General features: G+C 60.6%; 18 protein-coding genes. 16 read left to right on the top strand and 2 right to left on the bottom strand.

Annotation, left to right across the window (positions count from 1 at the left end):
• The first annotated feature begins 61 nt into the window (after positions 1–61).
• Genes PMI23_RS01155 through PMI23_RS01145 form a run of 3 tightly spaced genes read left to right on the top strand, consistent with a single transcriptional unit; the run spans position 62 to position 2402 of the window.
• Positions 62–637, top strand: coding sequence for a YfiR family protein (locus PMI23_RS01155; RefSeq protein WP_007911622.1), 576 nt, complete (start codon positions 62–64; stop codon positions 635–637).
• A complete protein-coding gene (locus tag PMI23_RS01150; RefSeq protein WP_007911621.1) occupies positions 634–1902 on the top strand; it encodes a diguanylate cyclase domain-containing protein in 1269 nt (422 codons plus the stop codon). Before PMI23_RS01155 ends, PMI23_RS01150 begins: the two co-directional genes overlap by 4 nt.
• 47 nt (positions 1903–1949) lie before the next feature.
• Complete coding sequence (locus PMI23_RS01145) at positions 1950–2402, top strand: OmpA family protein (protein WP_443200705.1); 453 nt, start codon at positions 1950–1952, stop codon at positions 2400–2402.
• Here PMI23_RS01145 and PMI23_RS01140 read toward each other — a convergent pair.
• A complete protein-coding gene (locus PMI23_RS01140; protein WP_007911619.1) occupies positions 2399–3346 on the bottom strand; it encodes a LysR family transcriptional regulator in 948 nt (315 codons plus the stop codon). The genes PMI23_RS01145 and PMI23_RS01140 overlap by 4 nt on opposite strands.
• Positions 3347–3495: 149 nt before the next feature.
• On the opposite strand from PMI23_RS01140, the gene PMI23_RS01135 reads away from it, so the two are divergent.
• Positions 3496–5022, top strand: a complete 1527-nt coding sequence (locus tag PMI23_RS01135) for a CoA-acylating methylmalonate-semialdehyde dehydrogenase (protein ID WP_007911618.1) — start codon at positions 3496–3498, stop codon at positions 5020–5022.
• A 9-nt stretch (positions 5023–5031) separates the two neighbouring features.
• Positions 5032–5934, top strand: coding sequence for a 3-hydroxyisobutyrate dehydrogenase (gene mmsB, locus PMI23_RS01130; protein WP_007911617.1), 903 nt, complete (start codon positions 5032–5034; stop codon positions 5932–5934).
• 161 nt (positions 5935–6095) lie between these two features.
• On the opposite strand, the gene PMI23_RS01125 is transcribed toward mmsB, so the two are convergent.
• A complete protein-coding gene (locus PMI23_RS01125) occupies positions 6096–6440 on the bottom strand; it encodes a cupin domain-containing protein (protein WP_007911615.1) in 345 nt (114 codons plus the stop codon).
• A 513-nt stretch (positions 6441–6953) separates the two neighbouring features.
• Between PMI23_RS01125 and PMI23_RS01120 the strand changes: the two genes are divergently transcribed.
• From PMI23_RS01120 to PMI23_RS01070, 11 genes are read left to right on the top strand one after another with little or no spacing between them, the layout of a single operon-like run.
• The gene (locus PMI23_RS01120) at positions 6954–7523 is read left to right on the top strand and encodes an acyl carrier protein (protein ID WP_007911613.1); all 570 of its coding nucleotides are present in this window, start codon (positions 6954–6956) and stop codon (positions 7521–7523) included.
• Between the two features lie 8 nt (positions 7524–7531).
• Positions 7532–8806: a beta-ketoacyl-[acyl-carrier-protein] synthase family protein gene (locus tag PMI23_RS01115; protein WP_007911611.1), complete on the top strand. Its 1275-nt coding sequence runs from the start codon at positions 7532–7534 to the stop codon at positions 8804–8806.
• Between the two features lies 1 nt (position 8807).
• Positions 8808–9866: a hypothetical protein gene (locus PMI23_RS01110; protein ID WP_007911610.1), complete on the top strand. Its 1059-nt coding sequence runs from the start codon at positions 8808–8810 to the stop codon at positions 9864–9866.
• Positions 9863–11158 carry a beta-ketoacyl-[acyl-carrier-protein] synthase family protein gene (locus PMI23_RS01105; protein ID WP_007911603.1) on the top strand — a complete coding sequence of 432 codons (1296 nt, stop codon included), beginning with the start codon at positions 9863–9865 and terminating at the stop codon, positions 11156–11158. The genes PMI23_RS01110 and PMI23_RS01105 overlap by 4 nt, the downstream gene beginning before the upstream one ends.
• Positions 11155–12363, top strand: coding sequence for a beta-ketoacyl synthase N-terminal-like domain-containing protein (locus PMI23_RS01100; protein WP_007911599.1), 1209 nt, complete (start codon positions 11155–11157; stop codon positions 12361–12363). The genes PMI23_RS01105 and PMI23_RS01100 overlap by 4 nt, the downstream gene beginning before the upstream one ends.
• A 54-nt stretch (positions 12364–12417) precedes the next feature.
• Positions 12418–15288, top strand: coding sequence for an aminotransferase class III-fold pyridoxal phosphate-dependent enzyme (locus tag PMI23_RS01095; protein ID WP_007911597.1), 2871 nt, complete (start codon positions 12418–12420; stop codon positions 15286–15288).
• Positions 15289–15297: 9 nt separating this feature from the next.
• Positions 15298–16035: a 3-oxoacyl-ACP reductase family protein gene (locus PMI23_RS01090; RefSeq protein ID WP_007911596.1), complete on the top strand. Its 738-nt coding sequence runs from the start codon at positions 15298–15300 to the stop codon at positions 16033–16035.
• Positions 16032–16796, top strand: coding sequence for an SDR family NAD(P)-dependent oxidoreductase (locus PMI23_RS01085; RefSeq protein WP_007911595.1), 765 nt, complete (start codon positions 16032–16034; stop codon positions 16794–16796). The genes PMI23_RS01090 and PMI23_RS01085 overlap by 4 nt, the downstream gene beginning before the upstream one ends.
• A 2-nt stretch (positions 16797–16798) precedes the next feature.
• Positions 16799–18097 carry a DUF1302 family protein gene (locus PMI23_RS01080; RefSeq protein WP_007911594.1) on the top strand — a complete coding sequence of 433 codons (1299 nt, stop codon included), beginning with the start codon at positions 16799–16801 and terminating at the stop codon, positions 18095–18097.
• Between the two features lie 59 nt (positions 18098–18156).
• Entirely contained in the window at positions 18157–18993 is an 837-nt protein-coding gene (locus tag PMI23_RS01075) for an outer membrane lipoprotein-sorting protein (protein ID WP_007911593.1), read from the top strand.
• Positions 18994–19026: 33 nt separating this feature from the next.
• Positions 19027–21642 (top strand): efflux RND transporter permease subunit, encoded by a 2616-nt coding sequence (locus PMI23_RS01070; protein WP_042704867.1) that lies wholly within the window; start codon positions 19027–19029, stop codon positions 21640–21642.
• The last annotated feature ends 8 nt before the right edge of the window (positions 21643–21650 follow it).

Genomic DNA, 21650 nt, shown 5'->3' with positions numbered 1-21650 from the left:
GTGTTTCACTGCTGTGCTATCGTTGCGGCATCATTTCGCTACGATCCAAGAGAATCCCTGCATGAAGGTGTCTGTCTGGGCGACAGGGCGCGTAGTTGTCTGCAAGCACGCGTTGCTTGTCGGTCTGCTCTGGTTGTTGACGGGGGCGGCTGTCGCACAGTCGCAAGCGCCGACGGGCATGGCCGAACAACGGGCCAAATCTGTCACTCAGGTCGTTCTTGGCATTCTCAGCTACGCGCGCTGGCCGGTGGAGCCGGCGCAATTGCGCCTGTGCATCGTTGGCCCGACCGAATACACCGACGACTTGGTCAAAGGCACCACGCAAGCCACTGGCCGGCCGGTCACCGTACGTCGCCTGCTGGCCGACAACCCGGCCATCGTCAGCGAATGCGATGCGGTGTACATCGGCAAACTTACGGCGGATGAACGCACTCGCTTGTTCGCTTCGCTGATTGGTCATCCAGTACTGAGTATCAGCGAAGGTGGCGATCAATGCACGGTCGGTAGCCTGTTCTGTCTGCGCGTTGGCGATGAGCAAGTGTCCTTCGAGGTCAATCTCGACTCCGTTGCCCGCAGCGGCGTGCGCATTCACCCCAGCGTGCTGCAGCTGTCGCGTCGCAAACCGGCGGCACCATGAACCTGTTCAGATCGAATAGCCGCCCAACGCTGGGTTCGGTCATTGGCCGAGGGCATTTGACGGTCGCACTGGTGGGCGTGGCGATGGCCAGTGTTTCGCTGACGTTGCTCGGCGTACTGGCGTTACGGGTTTATGCCGATCACAACCTGCATTTGATCGCCCGTTCGATCAGCTACACCGTGGAAGCCGCAGTAGTGTTCAACGACAAGACGGCCGCCAACGAATCGCTGGCGCTGATTGCTTCTGCCGAAGAGGTCGCTGATGCCCAGGTACTGGACAGCCAGGGACAACTGCTCGCGCATTGGCAACGCCCGGAAAACGGTTTGTTCTCTGAACTGGAAATGCAGATCACCCGCGCCGTCCTGGAAAAACCCATCAGCCTGCCGATCGAGCATCAGGACCGTGAAATCGGTCGTGTACTGCTCACCGGTCATGGCGGCAGCCTGATGCGTTTTCTGCTCAGCGGTCTGGCAGGAATCATCCTCTGTACCGCGATCAGCGCCTGGGTCGCGCTCTACCTGGCGCGGCGCCAGTTACGCGGAATCACCGGCCCCTTGCGCAGCTTGGCCGCCGTGGCCCACGCCGCACGCAGCGAACGAGCGCTGGACCGCCGTGTACCACCGGCGCAGATCGCTGAGCTGGACAACCTCGGCAATGACTTCAACGCCTTGCTCGACGAACTGGAGTCGTGGCAAACCCATCTGCAAAACGAAAACGAAACCCTCGCTCACCAGGCCAGTCACGACAGCCTGACCGGTCTGCCAAACCGAGCGTTTTTCGAAGGACGCTTGATCCGCGCGTTGCGCAATGCCAGCAAACACGATGAGCGCGTTGCCGTGTTGTTTCTCGACAGCGACCGCTTCAAAGGCATCAATGACAACTTCGGCCACGCGGCCGGTGATGCGGTGCTGGTGGCGGTGGCCAATCGCGTTCGTGCGCAGTTGCGCGAAGAAGATCTGGTGGCGCGGCTGGGTGGCGACGAGTTCGCCGTGCTGCTCACGCCGCTGCACAAGGTCGAAGATGCCGAGCGTATTGCCGACAAGATCCTCGCCAGCATGGACATGCCCATCGCGCTGCCGGGCGACACCAGTGTGGTGACCTCGCTCAGTATCGGCATTGCGGTTTTTCCCGATCATGGCGCTACGCCCGGGGCCTTGCTCGATGCTGCCGATGCGGCGATGTATCAAGCCAAGCGCCTGTCGCGCGGCGCCCAATTCACGGCCGAGGCGGAGCACCCGGTCGATTCCGTTCAAACCAGGAGCTGACTCTCGTGTTCACACTGTCCATTCGATCTTTTTACGCCGTGTTGTTGATGGCCGTTCTGGCCCTGACTGGTTGCCAGACTGCGCCACAAAAAGGCCTGAGCCCGGCGCAAGTCGCGGTCCTCAAGCAACAGGGCTTTGAGCTGACCGACGAGGGCTGGGAGTTTGGCCTGTCCGGCAAAGTGCTGTTTGGCAGCGACGTCGAAAGCCTGAATACGCAAAGCACCGAGATCGTCGAACGCATCGGCAAGGCATTGCTGGGTGTCGGCATCGAGCGCGTGCGCGTCGATGGTCATACCGACGCATCAGGCAAGGAAACCTACAACCAGCAACTGTCGCTGCGCCGTGCCAAGAGTGTCGCCAAAGTGCTGGGCACGGTCGGCATGAAGCAAGAAAACATCCAGCTGCAGGGCCTGGGCAGCAAAGAGCCGGTAGCGTCCAATGATACGGCGGCCGGTCGCACGGAAAACCGCCGGGTCTCGATTGTGGTCAGCGCCGACTAGTCGGCGAACTGCATTTCGCGCGTCTTGCCCATCAACAGATCCTGATTTCGCTCAGTCACCTCACGGATGTAGTCCCACAACAGGGTGATCCGTTTCAGCTTGCGCAGATCCTCCCGGCAGTACATCCAGAACTGCCGGGTGATGTCGATTTCCTCCGGCAGTACCGGCAGCAGGCGCGGATCCTGAGTGGCGAGGAAGCACGGCAGAATCGCTAGAGAACGCCCTTGCTGCGCGGCGACAAACTGTGCGATCACGCTGGTGCTGCGCAAGTTGGCGCTGGCACCGGGCAGCACATTCGCCAGGTAGAGCAGCTCCGAGCTGAACGCCAGGTCATCCACATAACTGATGAATTGATGCTTGCCCAAGTCTGCCGGGCGGCGGATCGGTGGGTGTTGGTCCAGATAGTCCTGGGTCGCGTAGAGCTGCAAACGGTAGTCGCATAATTTGCAGCAGACGTACGGTCCATGCTCCGGGCGTTCCAGAGCAATGACGATATCGGCCTCGCGCTTGGACAGGCTGATGAAGTGCGGCAGCGGCAGGATGTCCACCGAGATCGCCGGGTAGGCGTCGACGAAATGGCTCAGCTGCGGGGTGATGAAAAAACTGCCGAAGCCTTCGGTGCAACCCATGCGCACATGCCCAGACAACGCTACACCGGAGCCTGACACCTGCTCGCAGGCCATGTGCAATGTGCTTTCGATCGACTCGGCATAACCGAGCAAACGCTGGCCTTCGGTGGTCAGGACGAAGCCGCTGGTTCGCGACTTCTCGAACAGCAAAGTGCCCAATGCCGCTTCCAGCGAACTGATCCGCCGCGACACGGTGGTGTAGTCGACAGCCAGCCGTTTGGCGGCGGTACTGGCCTTGCGGGTGCGGGCGACTTCGAGGAAAAACTTGAGGTCGTCCCAGTTCAGCGAGCCTAGCGAGGTGATGTTTTTTTGCATGATGGACGGGCTTATATGTGCGTTCTTATTAGAAGTTTGCACATCTATACTCCAAAAACAGTCCGACAACCAATTCGTGACACACGCCTCATCTCAAGGCGAACCTTTCGCCTTGGCTCCTACGATAAAAACAAGTTTCGGAGACCAGCATGAACGCATCGCTTACGCCCAACGAAACCACGGTCCAGAAGGTCAAGCTGCTGATCAATGGCGAATGGGTCGAGTCGCAGACCACCGAGTGGCACGACATCGTCAACCCGGCGACCCAGCAAGTGCTGGCCAAAGTGCCGTTTGCCACTGCCGCAGAAGTGGATGCCGCCGTCAGCGCTGCACAGCGCGCCTTCCAGACCTGGAAGTTGACCCCGATTGGCGCGCGCATGCGCATCATGCTCAAGCTGCAAGCGCTGATTCGCGAACACTCCAAACGCATTGCCGTGGTGCTCAGCGCCGAGCAGGGCAAAACCATTGCCGACGCCGAGGGCGATATTTTCCGTGGCCTGGAAGTGGTCGAGCACGCTTGCTCGATCGGCAGCCTGCAAATGGGCGAGTTCGCCGAAAACGTTGCCGGCGGCGTCGATACCTACACCCTGCGCCAGCCAATCGGTGTGTGCGCCGGCATCACGCCGTTCAACTTCCCGGCGATGATTCCGCTGTGGATGTTCCCGATGGCCATCGCTTGCGGCAACACCTTCGTCTTGAAGCCATCGGAACAGGATCCGCTGTCGACCATGTTGTTGGTCGAGCTGGCGATCGAGGCCGGCGTTCCGGCGGGCGTGTTGAACGTGGTTCATGGCGGTAAAGATGTGGTCGATGGCCTGTGCACGCACAAGGACATCAAAGCCGTGTCCTTCGTCGGTTCGACCGCTGTCGGTACCCACGTTTACGACTTGGCCGGCAAGCACGGCAAACGCGTGCAATCGATGATGGGCGCGAAGAACCACGCCGTGGTGCTGGCCGACGCCAATCGCGAGCAAGCGCTGAATGCGCTGGTCGGGGCCGGTTTCGGTGCGGCCGGGCAACGTTGCATGGCCACCTCGGTGGTGGTGCTGGTCGGCGCGGCGAAGCAATGGCTGCCGGATCTGAAAGCGCTGGCGCAGAAACTCACCGTCAACGCCGGTAACGAGCCGGGCACCGATGTCGGCCCGGTGATCTCGAAAAAAGCCAAAGCACGCATTCTCGATCTGATCGAAAGCGGCATCAAAGAAGGCGCCAAGCTCGAACTGGACGGTCGCGACATCAAAGTGCCGGGCTACGAGCAAGGCAACTTTGTCGGCCCGACCCTGTTCTCGGGCGTGACCACCGACATGCAGATCTACACGCAGGAAATCTTCGGCCCGGTGCTGGTGGTGCTGGAAGTCGACACCCTCGATCAGGCGATTGCGCTGGTCAACGCCAACCCGTTCGGCAATGGCACGGGTCTGTTCACCCAGAGCGGTGCGGCGGCGCGTAAATTCCAGACGGAAATCGACGTCGGTCAGGTCGGTATCAACATCCCGATTCCAGTGCCGGTGCCGTTCTTCAGCTTCACCGGTTCGCGCGGTTCGAAACTCGGCGACCTCGGCCCGTACGGCAAGCAAGTGGTGCAGTTCTACACGCAGACCAAAACGGTCACGGCGCGCTGGTTCGATGACGACAGCGTCAACGACGGCGTGAACACCACTATCAACCTGCGCTGAGGAACTGCCATGAAAATCGCATTTATCGGTCTGGGTAACATGGGCGCGCCGATGGCGCGCAACCTGATCAAGGCCGGCCATTCGCTGAGTCTGGTCGACCTGAACAAAACCGTGCTGGCGGAGCTGGAGCAACTGGGCGGCAGCATTCGTGCTTCGGCGCGTGAGGCTGCCGAGGATGCCGAACTGGTGATCACCATGCTGCCGGCCGCTGTGCATGTGCGCAGCGTCTGGCTCGGTGAGGACGGTGTGTTGGCTGGTATTCGCCAAGGTGTGCCGGCAGTGGATTGCAGCACCATTGATCCGCAGACGGCCCGCGATGTGGCAGCGGCTGCGGCGAAACAAGGCGTGGCCATGGCCGATGCGCCGGTGTCCGGTGGCACTGGCGGTGCAACGGCGGGGACGCTGACCTTCATGGTCGGCGCCACTCCGGAACTGTTCGCCACCCTGCAACCGGTGCTGGCGCAAATGGGCCGCAACATTGTGCATTGCGGTGAAGTCGGCACCGGGCAGATCGCCAAGATCTGCAACAACCTGCTGCTGGCCATCTCGATGGTTGGCGTCAGCGAGGCGATGGCGCTGGGCGATGCACTGGGCATCGACACGACTGTGCTGGCCGGGATTATCAACAGTTCAACCGGGCGCTGCTGGAGTTCGGAGATGTACAACCCGTGGCCGGGCATCGTCGAAACGGCACCGGCCTCGCGTGGTTATACCGGTGGGTTCGGTGCGGAACTGATGCTCAAGGATCTGGGGTTGGCGACCGAAGCGGCGCGTCAGGCGCACCAACCGGTGGTGCTCGGCGCGGTGGCGCAGCAGTTGTATCAGGCGATGAGTCAGCGCGGGGACGGCGGGAAGGATTTCTCGGCGATAATCAACAGCTATCGCAAGCCTGCAATAGAAGGACAGCGCTGAACAAACTGTGGGAGCTAGCCTGCTAGCGATGGCTGAGTGTCAGGCAACTCATTTTTGCCAGATTGATCGCAATCGCTAGCAGGCTAGCTCCCACAGGGATTTGAGTGAATCTGGGACATTTGCCGGGAAATCACGTCGGGTGATCTCCCGGCTTTTTTGCATCAGGCAAACACGAAATATTTGCGCACGGTCTCGACCACTTCCCACGTGCCTTTCATGCCCGGTTCAACCACAAAGATATCGCCAGCACGCAGGTGAATCGGCGCCATGCCGTCCGGGGTGATCACGCAGTAGCCTTCCTGGAAATGGCAGTACTCCCACTTCACATAATCAACGCGCCACTTGCCTGGTGTGCAGATCCACGTGCCCATGATCTTGCTGCCGTCTTCGCTGGTGTAGGCATTGAGGTTGACGGTGTGCGGGTCGCCTTCGAGTTTTTCCCATTTGCAGGCGTCGAGTATCGGCAGCGGGTGGGTGTCGCGCAGAACGGTGATAGGGGCAGTCATGTGTCGGCTCCAGACAAGGCGATCAAACGGAAGCTGCACCCTATAGCGCCGTGCCTCTGCCCAGATGTCTGTGCTCGACATTCAGATATCCATAAACGCTGCCAGCGTTTTACGGATGGAAGCGTAAACCTTCCAGCAAAATCAATTAACGGCAGTACTGATCTAAAACAAAGGTTATGAAGTTATAACTATTTTACTTGTCTGGTTTTTGCTTTTAGTACGTCGGTTCCGTTGTGTCCTTAGTTGCTTTCGATAGTCAGCCTTCCCGATAGCGCGGGCGCCCCACCATACCCCGTCTTTGTTAAGTAAATAAGTCGTTCGCCGCACCAAGGAGGTGCGGTGTCTGTGGGGTTTTGCAGACTTTTTTCGAGTTGTAAAAAAACCTTGAATAGTTCGTTGACTCTCCCCTTAAGGGCAGAGTTTAGATTCCCGCCGCGTGAGAAGTTGCTGTGGGAAAAGTTACTTTTCATAAGTCGAATTCATGAAGTAGTCACGACATATAGGGAGATAGAAATGAACAATCCATTGGACTTGGAACATGTCGTTGCCAGCACTCGCGAAATCCTCGCACAGCTGTTGGTGATGGATGCGAATGACATCGAAGAAAACAGCAGCATTGTCGAAGACCTCGGTGCCGACTCGCTGGACATCGTCGACCTGAGCTTCCAACTGGGCCGCCAATATGGCTGCACACTGCCGAAAACCAGCGTGCTCGACCATGCAGTGGCGGTTTGCGGTGATGCCAGCGAGTTTCTCGCCAACGGTCGCATTACCGAAAGCGGCAAGCACCTGCTTGAGCAAAGCCTCAGCGCCTACACCCCGGATCAACTGAAGGCGGGCATGCAGCCGGCTCAGGTGTTCGCCGCGACCACCGTGCGTAACTGGGCCAACCAGTGCCGCAATCTTTTCAACTACCTGCCGGCGACCTGCCCGGATTGCAACGCCCACCAAGCGATTCTGAACGAGCGCCAACAAGTGGTCTGCGGCGCGTGCAGTGCGCGTCTGGTGCCGGCGGATGGCGATGAAGTGTCGCGTCAATTGGTTGAGCAGTTTGTTACCACTCACACCAAAGAAGCGGTGTAGGAGTTCTCATGCGGGCACGAGAAGTCTATGTGAGCGGGTTCGGTCTGGTGGCGCCCATGGCGCTGGACGCTGCCACGTTGTTCGAGCGGATTTGCCGGAAGCAATCCTGTGTCCGCGAACATCCCCGGTTCAAGGCGCTGGGATTCAACAACAGCGCAGCCGGGTTTATCGACGATACGCAGTGGCAGCGGATCGGCGCCGGTTTCGGCGGCAACGCGGCGCTGCACCCACGGCAAAGTGTGCTGGCCGAATACGTTGCCCGGCAGGCGCTGGAGCATGCCGGCCTGACGCCGGCAGACTTTGCCCACAGTCGCAGCGGTCTGTTCCTGGGCGCCAACAAATACTGTGCCGACAGCCACGACCTGCAGCGGCTCAGCCGTTGCATGGACGAGGCCGGCCGCGTCGACCTCGACCGTCTGCTGGACAGTCCGGCAACGTCCAGCGTGCCCTTCATCCGGCGCGTCGATCAACAGACGCAACACCTGGCCGATCGGCTCGGCATCCGCGATCACATCTCGACCCATTCCGATGCCTGTGCCGCCGGCACCATGGCCATCGGCAGTGCTTACCGGGCCATTGAGCGCGGCGAGATCGATCTGGCTATCTGCGGCGCCGTCGAACTGATGGCCAATGAATTGCCTTATTACATGTTCAACAGCCTCGGCGCGCTCTGTCAGGCCGACTTGCCGGCGAGCGAACAGAGCCGCCCGTTCATGCCTGACCGTAGCGGTTTTGTCCTCAGCGAAGGCTCGGCGATGCTCATTCTCGAATCCGCTGAACACGCGCAGCGGCGCAAGGCTGCGCCACTGGGCCGGGTGTTGGGTTATGCGAATGTCTGCGAGGCGCAGAAAATGACCTCCAGCAGCCGCGATGGCAGTAAATACGAGGAATGCATGGAAGCAGCAATCGAGGACGCCGGGCTGCTGCGCAGCGCCGTGCAACACGTCAACACCCACGGCACCTCCACGCAGGCCAATGACAGTTGTGAAGCGTTGGCGCTACAGCGTCTGTTCGGCGGATGCCAGGACTTCATGACTTTCACCGCCAACAAGTCCGCCATCGGCCATTCACTGGCAGGCAGTGGTGCGATCGAAGCAGTGCTGTCGCTGATGAGCCTGCGTGACGGCGTGCTGTTGCCCACTCTGAATTACGCCCCCGAGCGTGCCGAATACCCTTCGCTGAAGTTCTTGAGCGAGCCGGTACGACAGCCGATCAGCGTGGTGATGTCCAACTCGTTCGGCTTCGGCGGCATCAATAGCTCGCTGATTCTGGGGAGGGCATGACATGAACCGAGCCATCTATCTCAATGCCGCTGCGGTGCTGAACGTGGCGGGCGGTGAATGTGCTGACTTGCTCGGCACGCCCTGCGCGGCGCAACCGCTGGCATTTGATGCACAGCGTCAGGCGTTTGCCTTGCCGACGCCGCGACTGGCCAGTGACCTGTTTGATCGCAAGATCCAGCGCAGCGTCGAACCGCAGGGCTTGCGCCTGTTGCATTGCGCCGCACGGCTGGCGCCAGCACTGGCGGCGCTGCAATTGCCTGCCTCACGCATTGCCCTGACAGCGGCCATTCCTGAAGTCGATGCGCCGAGCCCTTGCTGGGATGCGGTGCAGGCGATCATCGAACAGCCACACAAACAACTCAGCCAATTGTTGGCCAACACACCGCCCCTGCATGCGTTGACCCTGCTCAACAGCAGCGTCATGGCTTATGTCGCCGAAGCATTGAGTTGCCACGGGCCAATGGGCGGATTTTGTTCTCAGGACAACGCCGGACTGGATGCGCTGATCGAAGCCTGCCAGCAGATTGGCGAGCGGCATGCCGACGCCGCGTTGGTGGTCAGCAGCAGTCCGAACCTGACGCCGGCCCTGTACCTGCGCGAGCCCGATCAGGCGAGCGAACCGATTTTCGGTGAGGGCGCCGCGGCGCTGTTGCTGGCGTCGACACCTGCGCCGGGTGCGGCACACGCCGTGCGCATTGCCGGGTTTGCCCGTGGTTACAGCACCGATCCGCAACGCTCTGTGGCGGTGGGGCGGCGCGTGATCGACCAGGTCCTGAGTGTCGAGAAACTGCGGGTCGGCGACGTCGAGCATATCGTCGGCAATTGCGCTGACGGGCAAGTGATGAAGTTGCTCGAAGCTTTCCCGCGCGAGATTCGCAGCACCCGCGCCATGACCGGTGAACTGGGCGCCAGCGGTTTGCTGACAGAAGTCGCACTGACACTGCACCTGAGCTGTGAAGTAGCGGCGACGCCGGGCTACACGTTGCTTGTCAGCCACACTCGCGCCGGTCACTGGGGCGCATTGCTGTTGGCCAGTGAAACCATGGAGAAGCACGCATGAGTGCGACACGGATTGTGATCACCGGCATGGGCGCCGTCACCGGTTTCGGTTTCGAATGGCAGACCCTCTGGGAAAAAATGCTCGGCGCCGAACATTGCGTGCGGCCATGGCAGCCGGACGACGTGCAAGAGGCGTCGTTCGCGGTGCGCTACGCGGCACCGGTCGACATGCGCCTGTTGCCGGAAAAACTGCAAAGCCATCCGGCCTGGACGATGCCGCTGGAAAAGCGCAGTCGGTTTGGCTGGGTGGCTGCCACGCAGGCAGTCGGTGACAGCGGCTTGCAGCCAGAACAGTTGCGGGGCGCGGCGGTGCTGTGTGCCTCGGGAGCACCGCAGCACATGCTCGCTGACATGCTGCTGACCGAAGCCCCGAATGGCGGCACCCCGAGCTGGTCATACCTGATGTCACGGGCTGGGCAAGTGAATGCCGATGGCTCGCTGCGTCAGAGCAACGACCGTCTGGCGCGGGTAATCGCCGACGACCTGGGCTGTGAAGGGCCGGTGATCAACATCAGCAGTGCCTGTGCCGGCGCTTCACAAGCCATTGGCAACGCCTTTCAGATGATTCGTCGCGGAGAAGTCAGCGTTGCGCTGGCGGGTGGCGCCGACTCGGTGCTCAACCTCGACACCATGGCCGCGTTGTATCTGTTGGGTGCCGCGTCGGGCGAGCAACGCTGGGGCGCTGATCTGTGCCGTCCGTTCGATCGTGACCGCAGCGGTCTGATTGCCGGCGAGGGCGGTGGTTTCGTCGTGCTGGAAAGCCTCGAACATGCCTTGGCTCGTGGCGCCACGCCGTATGCCGAGGTATTGGGTTTCGGCAGCAGTCTGGACGCCTACAAGGTCACCGCACCGCAACCCGAAGGACGTGGCGCGGCACTGGCGATGCAGGCCGCGCTCGACGACGCCGGGCTGCGCCCGCAGCAGATCGATCTGATCAATGCCCACGGCACCTCGACGCCGCTCAACGACGTTGCCGAAACCCTCGCGATCAAAAGTGTGTTCGCCGAGCACAAGCATTATCGAACCCTGGCCGTCAGCGCCAACAAATCACAGTTCGGTCACCTGATCGCGGCCGCTGGCGCACCGGAATGCATCGTCACCGCGTTGGCCTGCCTCAACGATCTGGTGACGCCAACGGTGAACCTGCATGACGCCGACGAACAGTGCGATCTGGATTACTGCGCCGGTCAGGCGGTCAGCCGCCGAGTGGATTACGCGCTGAGCAATTCCTTTGGTTTCGGTGGCCTCAATACCTCGCTGGCCCTTGGCAAATATCGGGAGCATGGACAATGACTGACGCCACTGTACGTGTCGCGATCGCCGGCAGCGGTTGTGTATTGCCCACCGGTTGGGGCGTGGAGGGTTTCTGGTCGGCGGCCCGCGAAGGACGTAGCGCGATCTCGCCTCTGAGCTCGTCGCTGTTCCACAGCGAGAGGGTCATTGCGTTCGGACACGTCGCTGATCGGGATCATCAACGTAGCCGTCAGGACGTTGCACAAAACCTCCAGCGTTACTGCCCGCCGGCGGTGATCTGGGGCGTCAGTGCGGTGCGCCAGGCGTTGGCAGAAGCCGGGCTTGAACCGGGTCGCGACAACGTGCGTTTTGGTCTGTATTGCTGCCAGGGCGGTTACACCCATCCCTCGCTCGCGTCTTACGGCGAACTGCTGCACGAATGTCAGACCGAGACCGGTGCCGACATGCAGCGTCTGGCCAAACGCGTGTTGCAGGAGCGCGCACTCGATCCATTCCTGGTGCTCAAGAGCCTGAGCAACGGTCTGCTCGGCGTCGTCAGTCTGGCCTTGAAGCTTGAGTGCGAATGCAACGCCTACATGCAGGGCGTGGCCGGCAATCTGGCGGCGCTGCGCGAAGCCTGCGCGGCGTTGCAGAACGGTCGGATCGACGCGGCCATTGTGGTGGGCGCGGGCAGTGAACTGGATCCGCTGGCGCTCGCCGCACTGGCCGAGGCGGGGGTCATCAGCACCGAAGGATCGCCAAGCCTGCGTGCCTTTGATCGCCAGGGCCGTGGCGGCATTGCCGGCGAAGGTGCGGCGGCGCTGGTGTTGCGTCGCGCCGATGACCTGCCGGCAGGCCCGCAAACCTGCCTGACCGCACTCTTCGCACACCCGCGTCTGGATTCGCTGAACCTGCCGGACAAACAGGTCGATCTGCTGATCAGCAGCGCCACTGGCGAGCCGCAAAAAGATGCCGATCTGGCCCGCACGCTGTCACGAACCGGTGCCGCGCACATCACCAGCAGCACATCGCTGACCGGCATTCTGAGTGGTGCACCGAGTCTGGTTGATCTGATCTTCGCCCGGCAGGCCTTGCAGGCGCAAAGCATCCCGCCGGTCAGTGGCCTGGAACAACCGCTGGATGCGCATCTGCCATTTGTCATGGCTGAGCCGCGCGATGCCGTGCTGCACGATTGCCTGGTGATCAACCGTGACGACAACGGCTTCAGTGCCGGTTACCACCTCGAATTTCACGCGGCCGACTGACCGTCGGCACGCAACGAAACGCAGCTGATTTTTTACTCAAGGGATAGAACTGTCATGGATTACCGCGATTACGTACGGCCGAAATTCGTTGAATTGATGCAGGCCCTGGGCCTCGAATGCCAGTTCCACAGAGCGCTGGGCAGCAAACTGTTTTACCGCGACCGGCAGGGCGAAGAGGTGACTGTCACTGACTTCCTCGGCGGTTACGGCGCCGCGCTGTATGGTCACAACGATCCGCAATTTGTCGATCAACTCGTCGACCTGTTGCGTGCCGATGTACCGTTCAACGCGCAGATGTCGGTGCGCGGTGCGGCGGGGCAGTTGGGGCGTGAACTCAGTGAAGCGTTCAACCGTGAGCTGAAAAACAGCGAACGCTACATTTCGACCTTCTCCAACAGTGGCGCCGAGTCGGTGGAAATCGCCGTCAAGCACGCCGAATACCGCCGTCAGAAAAACCTGCAGAAGCAATTCGACGAGCGCGATTTCGCTCTCGCCAATCTGGTCGCCAGCGACAAGGCTTACGTCGAACTGGACATTGACGATCTCGATTTGCCCGCCGGTCTGTTGCCGCAGAATCTGTCCTGCGTCACCGTGCGCCAAGTGGCCGAAGCGGTGCGTCAGCACAACCTGGCGCAGTTGCATGTCGAGCCGGTGTTCCTCGCGGTGCGCGGCAGCTTCCACGGCAAACTGGTCAACACCGTGCAACTGACGTACGGCAAGCAGTACCGCAAGCCGTTCGCCCGTTTCGGCCTCAACGTCGAGTTCATCGACCCGCAGCAGCCCCAGCAATTGCAAGAACTGCCGGCCCGTCACGTACGTCACTGGCTGAGCCTGGAATGGAACGGCGAAACCCTGCAAGTGCGCCGCGAAGCATTCAGCGCGATCACCGCGGTATTGCTGGAGCCGATTCAGGGCGAGGGCGGCATCAACGAGTTCGCCAATGAGTTCTATCTGGGCCTGCGGCGCCTGTGCAACGAGCAGCAATGCCCGCTGATCATCGACGAAGTGCAATCGGGTTTCGGCCGCACCGGCACTTTGCTGGGTGCCAGCCATTTCAACTTGCAGGGTGACTACTACTGCCTGTCGAAAGCGCTGGGCGGTGGCCTGATGAAGATTGCCGCGACGGTGATTCGCGCCAGCCACTACGAAAACGATTTCAGCTACATCCACAGTTCGACCTTTGCCGAAGATGATGCGTCCTGCCATATCGCCCTGTCGGCCCTGCGCCGTCTGTTCGAGAACGACAGCGCGATGCTCAGGGACGTGAACAAGAAAGGCGAATACCTCAAGGCTTCGCTGCTGGAACTCAAGGCGGCCTATCCGGACGTCATCGCCGACGTGCGTGGCCGTGGCTTGCTGCTCGGTTTCGAACTGCACGACCTGACCGGCACCAGTTCGTTGGTTCAGGCCTCGGCGCAGTACAACGATGCGCTGGGCTACATCATCGCCGGCTACTTGCTGCAATTCGAATCCCTGCGCGTGGCGCCGTCGGGCAGCAACGCCAATGTGATCCGACTGGAACCGCCGGTGTGCATCACCTTCGAAGAGATCGATGGACTGATCGCTTCCTTGCAGAAAGTCTGCGACATGCTGCGCCGCCGCGACGCCTTCCCGCTGGCCGCCGGTGTGTGCGCCGACAGCATCGCTGACGTGCCCGCGCGCGAGGTCAGCTTCAAGGAGAGCGAAACCCGCCCAAAGTCTGACGAGAACGTGCGTGTGGTGGCTCGCGTGGCGTTCATCAACCATTTGATTGATTCGGACATGCTCAGCGACGTCGATCCTTCACTGTCGACCCTGAGCGCTGAACAGAAACGCGAGTTCATCAAGCGCATGGCGCCCGAGCGCCGAGCCGCGCCGATCGGCCCGGTGCAGATTCGCTCGAAACTCGGCACTGCCGTGGAGTTCACCCTGTACCCGCTGTGCATGGATTCCGATGCCATGGCGGCGTACATCGCCAGCGGCGATCTGCAGACCATCCGCGAAGAAGTCGGCAATCGCATCAAGGATGCCCGCGCCGATGGCTACACCGTCGCCGGCCTGGGCATGTACACCTCGATCGTCACCAACAACTGCCAGGCGCTGCAGATTCCTGACATGGCGCTGACCTCCGGTAACGCACTGACCATCGGCATGGGCCTGGAAGCCATCGAGCAGGGCTGCAAGCAGCAAGGCCTGGAACTGAGCGAGCAGACCGCTGCGGTGGTCGGTGCGGCGGGCAATATTGCCTCGACCTACGCCTCACTGCTGTCGACCAGCGTCGAGCACCTGATCCTCATCGGCAGCGGCCGCGACGGTTCCCTGCGTCGTCTGGAAAAAACCGCTCACCAGATTTACGCCGAAGCCGCCCGCGCGATCCTCAAGGGTGTCGCCGAACACGATCGCCTCGCCCGTCGCCTGCAGCAAATTGATGGAATCGATGGGATCTTGCAGTCCCACGGCAGCAGTGCCGATCTGGGGCAGCGCGTGGCAAAACTGGTCGAGGAACGCCTGGGCGCGAACGCCTTTATCACCGTCAGCAACGATCTTGATGTGCTGAAACAGGCGCGCATCGTGCTCTGCGCGGCTAACGCACCGCAGCCGTTTCTTTTCGCCGAGCACTTCGCCGAAAACAGCGTGATCTGCGACATCGCCGTACCGCTGAACGTTGACCAGAACCTCGCCAGCCAACGCTCCGACGTGCTCTACATGCACGGCGGCATCGTGCAGACGCCGCTGGGCGATGGCCTGGTGAAAAACGTTCGGGCCTATCTCAAGCAAGGTCAGTTGTACGCGTGCATGGCCGAGTCGGTGCTGATGGGCCTGTCCGGTATGAAACAGCACTACTCCTACGGCGACATCAGCCGCGAGCAAGTGCAGCAGATTCGAGCACTGGCCGCGACCCACGGCTTCAGCCTCGCGCAATTCAAAACCGATAACTCGCTTTAAGGAACGGTCATGCCGAATAAAGTAGCAGTGGTGACCGGTGGCAGTCGTGGCATCGGTCGGGCGATTGTCCAGACCCTGGCCGGGGCGGGTTATCAGATCGCGTTCAGTTACGTACGCGATGAAGTCGCGGCGATGGCCTTGCGCGATGAGGTTCAGGCGTCGGGGATCGATTGCCTGGCGTTGCAGTGCGATGTCAGCAGCGGCGACAGCATCAAGGCGTTTTTCGAGCGGGTCGATCAGCATTTTCAACGTATCGATCTGTTGGTCAATAACGCCGGCATCACCCGCGATGGTTTGCTGGCGACGATGTCAGCGCGCGACCTGGTCGAGGTGATCCAGACCAACCTGATCGGCACGATGCTGTGCTGTCAGCAGGTGGTGCCGGGCATGTTGCGCCAGCGTAGCGGTTGCATCGTCAACATCAGTTCGGTGGCGGCACAGAAGCCCGGCAAAGGCCAAAGCAACTATGCCGCTGCCAAGGGCGGGGTCGAATCCTTGACCCGTGCCTTGGCGGTGGAGCTGGCGCCACGCAACATTCGTGTCAACGCGGTTGCCCCGGGCATCGTCAAGACCGAGATGAGTACGGCGCTGATCGGCAGTCAGGAAGAAGAAATCCAGTCGCGTCTACTGATCAAACGCTACGCCGAACCGGAGGAAATTGCCGAAGCGGTGCTGTACCTCGCCGATCGCGGTTTGTACCTGACCGGGGAGGTCCTGTCGGTCAACGGCGGGTTGAAAATGCCATGAGCCGGACCATTCTGATCACCGGTGCGGCCAAAGGCATCGGCCGCGCGGTTGCCGAGAACTTTGCCGCCGACGCCGACAATCGCTTGATCCTGCTGGATCTCGATCTGGCCGAACTGCAGCGCTGGATCGACGAGCGACAGGAGCAGATCAAGGCGCGGGTCGAAACCCATGCGGCGAACATTGCCGACCTGCCGGCCATGCAAGCGTTCTTTAAAACCCTCGGATCGCAAGTCGAATACGTCGATGTGCTGGTCAACAGCGCCGGCATCTGCAACGAGAACGAGCCGGAAGACCTGCACAACTGGCACAAGGTGATTTCGGTCAACCTCAACGGCACGTTCTACGTGATCTCGCTGTGTCTGGCGCTGATGCCGGACCGTGGGCGAATCATCAACATGTCGTCGATCCTCGGCCGTGCCGGCAAGGTGCGCAACACCGCGTATTGCGCCTCCAAGCACGGCATCGTCGGCATGACCAAGGCGCTGGCGCTGGATCTCGCTTCGCGGCAGATCACCGTCAACGCGATTCTGCCGGCGTGGATCGATACGCCGATGTTGCAGGGTGAGTTGGCGACGCAAGCGGCGATTGCCGGGTTGACCCAGGAGCAGATCGTGCGCAACGCGAAGAAGAAACTGCCGATGCGCCGTTTCATCCAGAGCGAAGAAGTGGCGGCGATGGTGCGTTACCTGGCCAGCCCCGAGGCTGGCGGGGTCACCGCGCAGAGTCTGGTGATCGATGGCGGTGTCGGGTTGGGAATGTAGCGATGCCTCGATTTCACAACAGTCACATCGTGTGTGCGGTATGGGCGTGCATGGCTGCGCCCACCGGGATGGCCGAAATGACCGTCGCTGATCTGAAGCCCGATTACGCCGACGGTGAAGTCGGCGTGGCCACGGCCGTGCGTCTGCACGGTGACGATCAGGTCACGCAGAAAGCCGTGTATTTCAAGGCCAATCTGGAAGACAACTGGGAGGGTGGTTACTACAAGGCCAAGGGCCGCGTGCGTTATGACGCGCGCTATGACGGCAACAATCCGTACAGCGAGCGGGCGCGGGACAAGTACCGTTTCGACGCCGATTGGCGGCACCTCTACGTCGGCCATTCGCTGGGTGACGGAGAGGTGACGGTGGGCTGGCAGCAAGTGGTCTGGGGCCGCGCGGATGAATTGCGCGTGCTCGATCAGATCAACCCGCTGGACTATCGCGATGGCCTGACGCCGCTGCTCGAAGACAGCCGCATCGCCGTGCCCATGGTGCGTTTTGCGCAACCGGTGGGCGAGTGGGAACTGGAGGCGCTGTGGATCACTGACTTCGTGAAAAACCGGGCGCCGGTAGAGGGCAGTGAATTTGCCGCGCCACTGTTTGCTGCGCCGGACCCGCAGTATTTCCTGCTCGATTCCAAACCCGGCTATGACGGCGACAAGGGCTATTCCTATGGCTTGAGCGCCAATGGCCGGATCGGCGCGGTGGACACCAGTTTTGTTGCCTTGAGCGCGCGTCAGCAGGACCCGGTGTACGCGGTCGAAGGCCTCGCCGACGACGGCCGAACGCGGCTGGAACGGCAGTTTCCCCGATACACCATGGGCGGTGCCGGGCTGGCGATCGACGCCGGGCACAGCATCGTGGTGCGCAGCGAGGTGGCGTATTTCGACAACTGGCGAGTGACCAATCCGACCCGCGCCTACGGTGCCGACAGCACGCCGATGGTCAAGTCGCTGCTGGGTGTCGACTACCTGTTGCGCGACTGGCTGATCTCCGCGCAGTGGCAGGAGCAGGTGTTGCTCGACTGGCAGGACGGCATGTTGCAGGACAAACACGAACCGCTGTTCACCCTGTCAGCCGAAGGCACTCATTGGCAGGACCGCCTCAAGAGTCGTCTGGTGGTCGCTGGCTCACCGCCGTTTCAGGACGACGCCTTGTTGCAAGGCATCTTCACCTACAAGCCGGTCGACTACATCAAGCTCGGGCTGGAGGTGGACGTGTTCTTCGGCAAGCCCGAGAAGACTTTCGGCGAGTACAGCAAGCGCGACCAAGTGCGGCTGTCGGCCGGTTATCTGTTCTGACCCATCACGCCTGCCGCTCTTGCGCGCAGGTGCATTCATCCAACGAAAAGGAAGTTGTCATGTTGCCGTTTTTGAAAAGTTTGACCGCCGCCGCATTGATCCTCGGTAGCGCCTGCGTCAATGCCGCCGAGGCCGGCAATGCCGATGAGATCATCCGTCAGGTACGCGATCGCAATGACGGGAACAGCTTCATGTCCCAGGTTTCGCTGATCCTGCATGACAAAAAAGGCAATACCCGCGTTCGCGAGTTCACCTACCTGCAAAAGGATTACCCGGACAGCGACAAGTTCAGCATGTACTTTTCCGCACCGACTGACGTGCGTGACGTTGCCTTCCACATCGAAAACCCGCACGAAACCCTCGGCCTGGAAGACAGCCAGTGGATGTACCTGCCGGTCAGCCGCCAGACCCGCCGCATCTCCACCACCGACAAGCGTGGCTCGTTCATGGGCAGTGAGTATTCGTACGCCGATCTGGACAAGATTCGCGTCAAGGACTACTCGCAGAAACTCGTCGGCGAAGAACAGATCAAGGGCCGCGACTGCTACGTGATCGAGCGCGAACCCGCCTCCCCCGAAGTGCTGGCCAAGACCGGTTACAACAAGCTGAAGGTGTGGATCGACAAGCAGAATTTCCTGGTCATGCGTCAGGACTTCTTCGACGTCAAAGGTGTGCTGATCAAGCAGATGCGCACGCAGAAAGTCGCGACCATCGATTCGATCGACAGCATTGTGCTCAGTGAAACCGAGCACTTCATCGACGGCACGCGTTCGGAAATGCGCTTCAACCAGTTGCAATACAACGTTTCTCTGGAAGACCGCCTCTTCACCCAGACCGCCATCAAACGCGGGCTGAAAACCGGTGATCTGCCGGACTTTGCCGTGTCTGCCCGCTAAGCGCCGACCCCGACGACCTGGAACCGCATGATCATGGAAAGATATCTGAATTTCGTCGAGCGCTATGCGCGGGCGATTGTTTTCCTGCTGGTGGCGATTACGGCGTATTTCACTTATACGCTGGGCGCGCTGGTGTCCGACACCAACCCTTATCTGCTCAAGGAAAGCCACCCGGCGCGCAAGACCATCATCGATTTGCAGGGTGAGTTCACCGGCACGTTCGACTCGGTGATGGTGGCGCTGAACAACCCGCAAACGGTGTTCAACAAATCAACACTCAACGCGTTGTTTTCGATGTCGCAGTCGGTGCGCAAGATGATCCTGGCCAACGATGCCGACAAGGAGCAGTTGGCGCAGATCGTCGCCCGGCATCCAGACGACAGCCGTGCGCAGTTGTTGACCCGGGACATTCTCGAGGGTGGTTTTTCGCAGAACGATTACGCCAACGCCAAGGCATTGCGTGATCATGCTCAGAGCCAGAACTGGGATTCCCACGATCAGCTGTTCCTGACCTTTCTCGCCGAACGGATCAATCCGATTCGCGAAATGGCCTCGATGGGCGATCTGGAAAACATCGTCCTGACCGACGACGGCGAACTGTTGATCCACAAAACCCTGAATGCCTATGACATGGACCCGGCGCTGGTCGAGTCGCAGATCATGGGTAACGAGTTGATGGTCGACGGGGTGGTGTCCAAAGACAAGAAAGTCGCGATGCTGGTGGCCGAACTCGGCACCAAGCAGGACGACGCTCAGGCGCAACTGCGGGCTTATCAGATCGTGCGCGGCATCGTCGCGCAATATCAGGCCGAGCACCCGGAGTACAAGGACGAAATCTTCATTGCCGGCATGCCGATCTTCATCGCCGCGCAGCAGGAAATCATCGATCACGACTTGGCCGTGTTGTTCCCGATCGTGTTTCTGCTGATTACCTTGCTGCTGATTTTCTTCTTCCGCAAACCGCTGGGCGTACTGCTGCCGCTGTTCAACATTCTGTTCTGCACCATCTGGACCTTGGGCCTGATGGCGCTGTTGCGGGTGCCGTTCGACCTGCTGACCAGTGTGCTGCCGGTGTTCCTGTTCACTATTTGCTGCTCCGATGCGATCCACGTGATGGCCGAATATTACGAGCAGAAAAATGCCGGCAAGAGCAATCGTGAGGCCAACCGCGAAACCCAGCGCTTGATGGTGGTGCCGGTGGTGTTGACGACCGTGACGACCATCGCCACGTTCATGATTTCCACCACCAACAACATTGTCAGCATCCGCAATTTCGGCGTGTTCATGTCGATCGGCCTGACGGCGGCGCTGATTATTTCGCTGTTGCTGATTCCGGCGTGGATCTCCATCTGGGGCAAGGATCAGCCGCAGCAGGCCAAGGCTGAGGTGCACAAGGAATCGATCATCTCGCGGTATCTGGTCGCGTTCTGTGCCTGGATGATCCGCTTTCGCAAACCGATCCTGCTGGTCATGCTGCCGCTGCTGGCGCTGGCCACCGTGTTCACCTTCCGCGTCGATATCGAAGACTCCGGCATTGCTTACTTCAAGCCTGAGAGCCACATTCGTGTGTCCGATCAGTTCATCAACCACGCCAAAGTGGCGGGCACGGCGCCGGGCTGGATCGCGATCGACAGCAAAGAACCACGCGGCGTGCTGACCACCGAAGTGGTGCAGTTCATCGACAAGCTCGACCACTTCATCAAGCAGCAACCGAACGTCAGTTACGGCTACTCGCTGGCCACCTACGTCAAGCGCATGAACCTGGTGCTCAACGACATGAACCCGGAGTATCTGCGGGTGCCGAATGCCGTGGAGAAAGTGACATCAGTCAATGACGACGGGCAGATCGAGCGTTTTGAGGTGCCGGGCAATTCGCTGATCGAGCAGCATGTGATGTTGTTCGAAAACGGTGGCGGTTCGGACCTGAACAACGTGCTCAACGCCGATTTCTCCAAGGCCTTGACCCTGTACACCATGACCTCGTCGGTCGCCAGCGACTATCAGGGCATGCTCGATCGCCTCGATGCCTGGTTGCTGGTGAACAAACCGGCGAACCTGGAGGTGACCCACGCGGGCACGCCGTTGATCTGGACGGGCGTCCTGCAGGAAATCACTCAGGGCCAGGTGCTGAGTTTTTCCCTGGCCTTGCTGGTCGTTACGCTGATGATGATGTACTGGCTCAAGTCGGTGCGCCTCGGTGTGCTCGGCATGTTGACCTTGCTGACCACGTCGGTGACGGTCTACGGCTTCATGTTCCTGTTCGGTATCGAGCTGAACATCGGCACGACGCTGGTGACGTTCCTGGTGGTCGGGGTGGTGGATTACGCGGTGCACCTGCTGTCACGCATCAAGTTGCTGGTGCAGCAGGGCATTGAGATCGACGCGGCCATTTTGCAGGCGATGCACAGCGTTGGTCGTTCGACGGTGATCAACGTGGTGATCTTCTCCGTGGGTTTCATGGCGCTGCTGTTTTCCGACTTCAAGCCGATTGTCGATCTCGGCGCACTGGTGGCGATGGCGCTGTTTTCCAGCGGGGTCATGACCATTGTCCTGGTGACGCTGGTATCGCCGTGGTTCTTTGCAGCGATTGCGCCGGTGCATGCGCCGGCCCCAGCAGTGCGCACAGAGGGGGAGCCGGTGCCGGGTTGATTCGCCAA

This window comes from Pseudomonas sp. GM24 (genome assembly GCF_000282235.1).
GTDB lineage: Bacteria > Pseudomonadota > Gammaproteobacteria > Pseudomonadales > Pseudomonadaceae > Aquipseudomonas.
This window is presented reverse-complemented; position numbering and strand designations above follow the sequence as displayed.

Coding starts and splice junctions, on each gene's coding strand:
- PMI23_RS01110 (WP_007911610.1), top strand. CDS start 8,808: ATGAACCGAGCCATCTATCTCAATGCCGCTGCGGTGCTGAACGTGGCG.
- PMI23_RS01080 (WP_007911594.1), top strand. CDS start 16,799: ATGCCTCGATTTCACAACAGTCACATCGTGTGTGCGGTATGGGCGTGC.
- PMI23_RS01100 (WP_007911599.1), top strand. CDS start 11,155: ATGACTGACGCCACTGTACGTGTCGCGATCGCCGGCAGCGGTTGTGTA.
- PMI23_RS01145 (WP_443200705.1), top strand. CDS start 1,950: ATGGCCGTTCTGGCCCTGACTGGTTGCCAGACTGCGCCACAAAAAGGC.
- PMI23_RS01115 (WP_007911611.1), top strand. CDS start 7,532: ATGCGGGCACGAGAAGTCTATGTGAGCGGGTTCGGTCTGGTGGCGCCC.
- mmsB (WP_007911617.1), top strand. CDS start 5,032: ATGAAAATCGCATTTATCGGTCTGGGTAACATGGGCGCGCCGATGGCG.
- PMI23_RS01070 (WP_042704867.1), top strand. CDS start 19,027: ATGGAAAGATATCTGAATTTCGTCGAGCGCTATGCGCGGGCGATTGTT.
- PMI23_RS01125 (WP_007911615.1), bottom strand. CDS start 6,440: ATGACTGCCCCTATCACCGTTCTGCGCGACACCCACCCGCTGCCGATA.
- PMI23_RS01105 (WP_007911603.1), top strand. CDS start 9,863: ATGAGTGCGACACGGATTGTGATCACCGGCATGGGCGCCGTCACCGGT.
- PMI23_RS01155 (WP_007911622.1), top strand. CDS start 62: ATGAAGGTGTCTGTCTGGGCGACAGGGCGCGTAGTTGTCTGCAAGCAC.
- PMI23_RS01095 (WP_007911597.1), top strand. CDS start 12,418: ATGGATTACCGCGATTACGTACGGCCGAAATTCGTTGAATTGATGCAG.
- PMI23_RS01140 (WP_007911619.1), bottom strand. CDS start 3,346: ATGCAAAAAAACATCACCTCGCTAGGCTCGCTGAACTGGGACGACCTC.
- PMI23_RS01085 (WP_007911595.1), top strand. CDS start 16,032: ATGAGCCGGACCATTCTGATCACCGGTGCGGCCAAAGGCATCGGCCGC.
- PMI23_RS01090 (WP_007911596.1), top strand. CDS start 15,298: ATGCCGAATAAAGTAGCAGTGGTGACCGGTGGCAGTCGTGGCATCGGT.
- PMI23_RS01135 (WP_007911618.1), top strand. CDS start 3,496: ATGAACGCATCGCTTACGCCCAACGAAACCACGGTCCAGAAGGTCAAG.
- PMI23_RS01120 (WP_007911613.1), top strand. CDS start 6,954: ATGAACAATCCATTGGACTTGGAACATGTCGTTGCCAGCACTCGCGAA.
- PMI23_RS01150 (WP_007911621.1), top strand. CDS start 634: ATGAACCTGTTCAGATCGAATAGCCGCCCAACGCTGGGTTCGGTCATT.
- PMI23_RS01075 (WP_007911593.1), top strand. CDS start 18,157: ATGTTGCCGTTTTTGAAAAGTTTGACCGCCGCCGCATTGATCCTCGGT.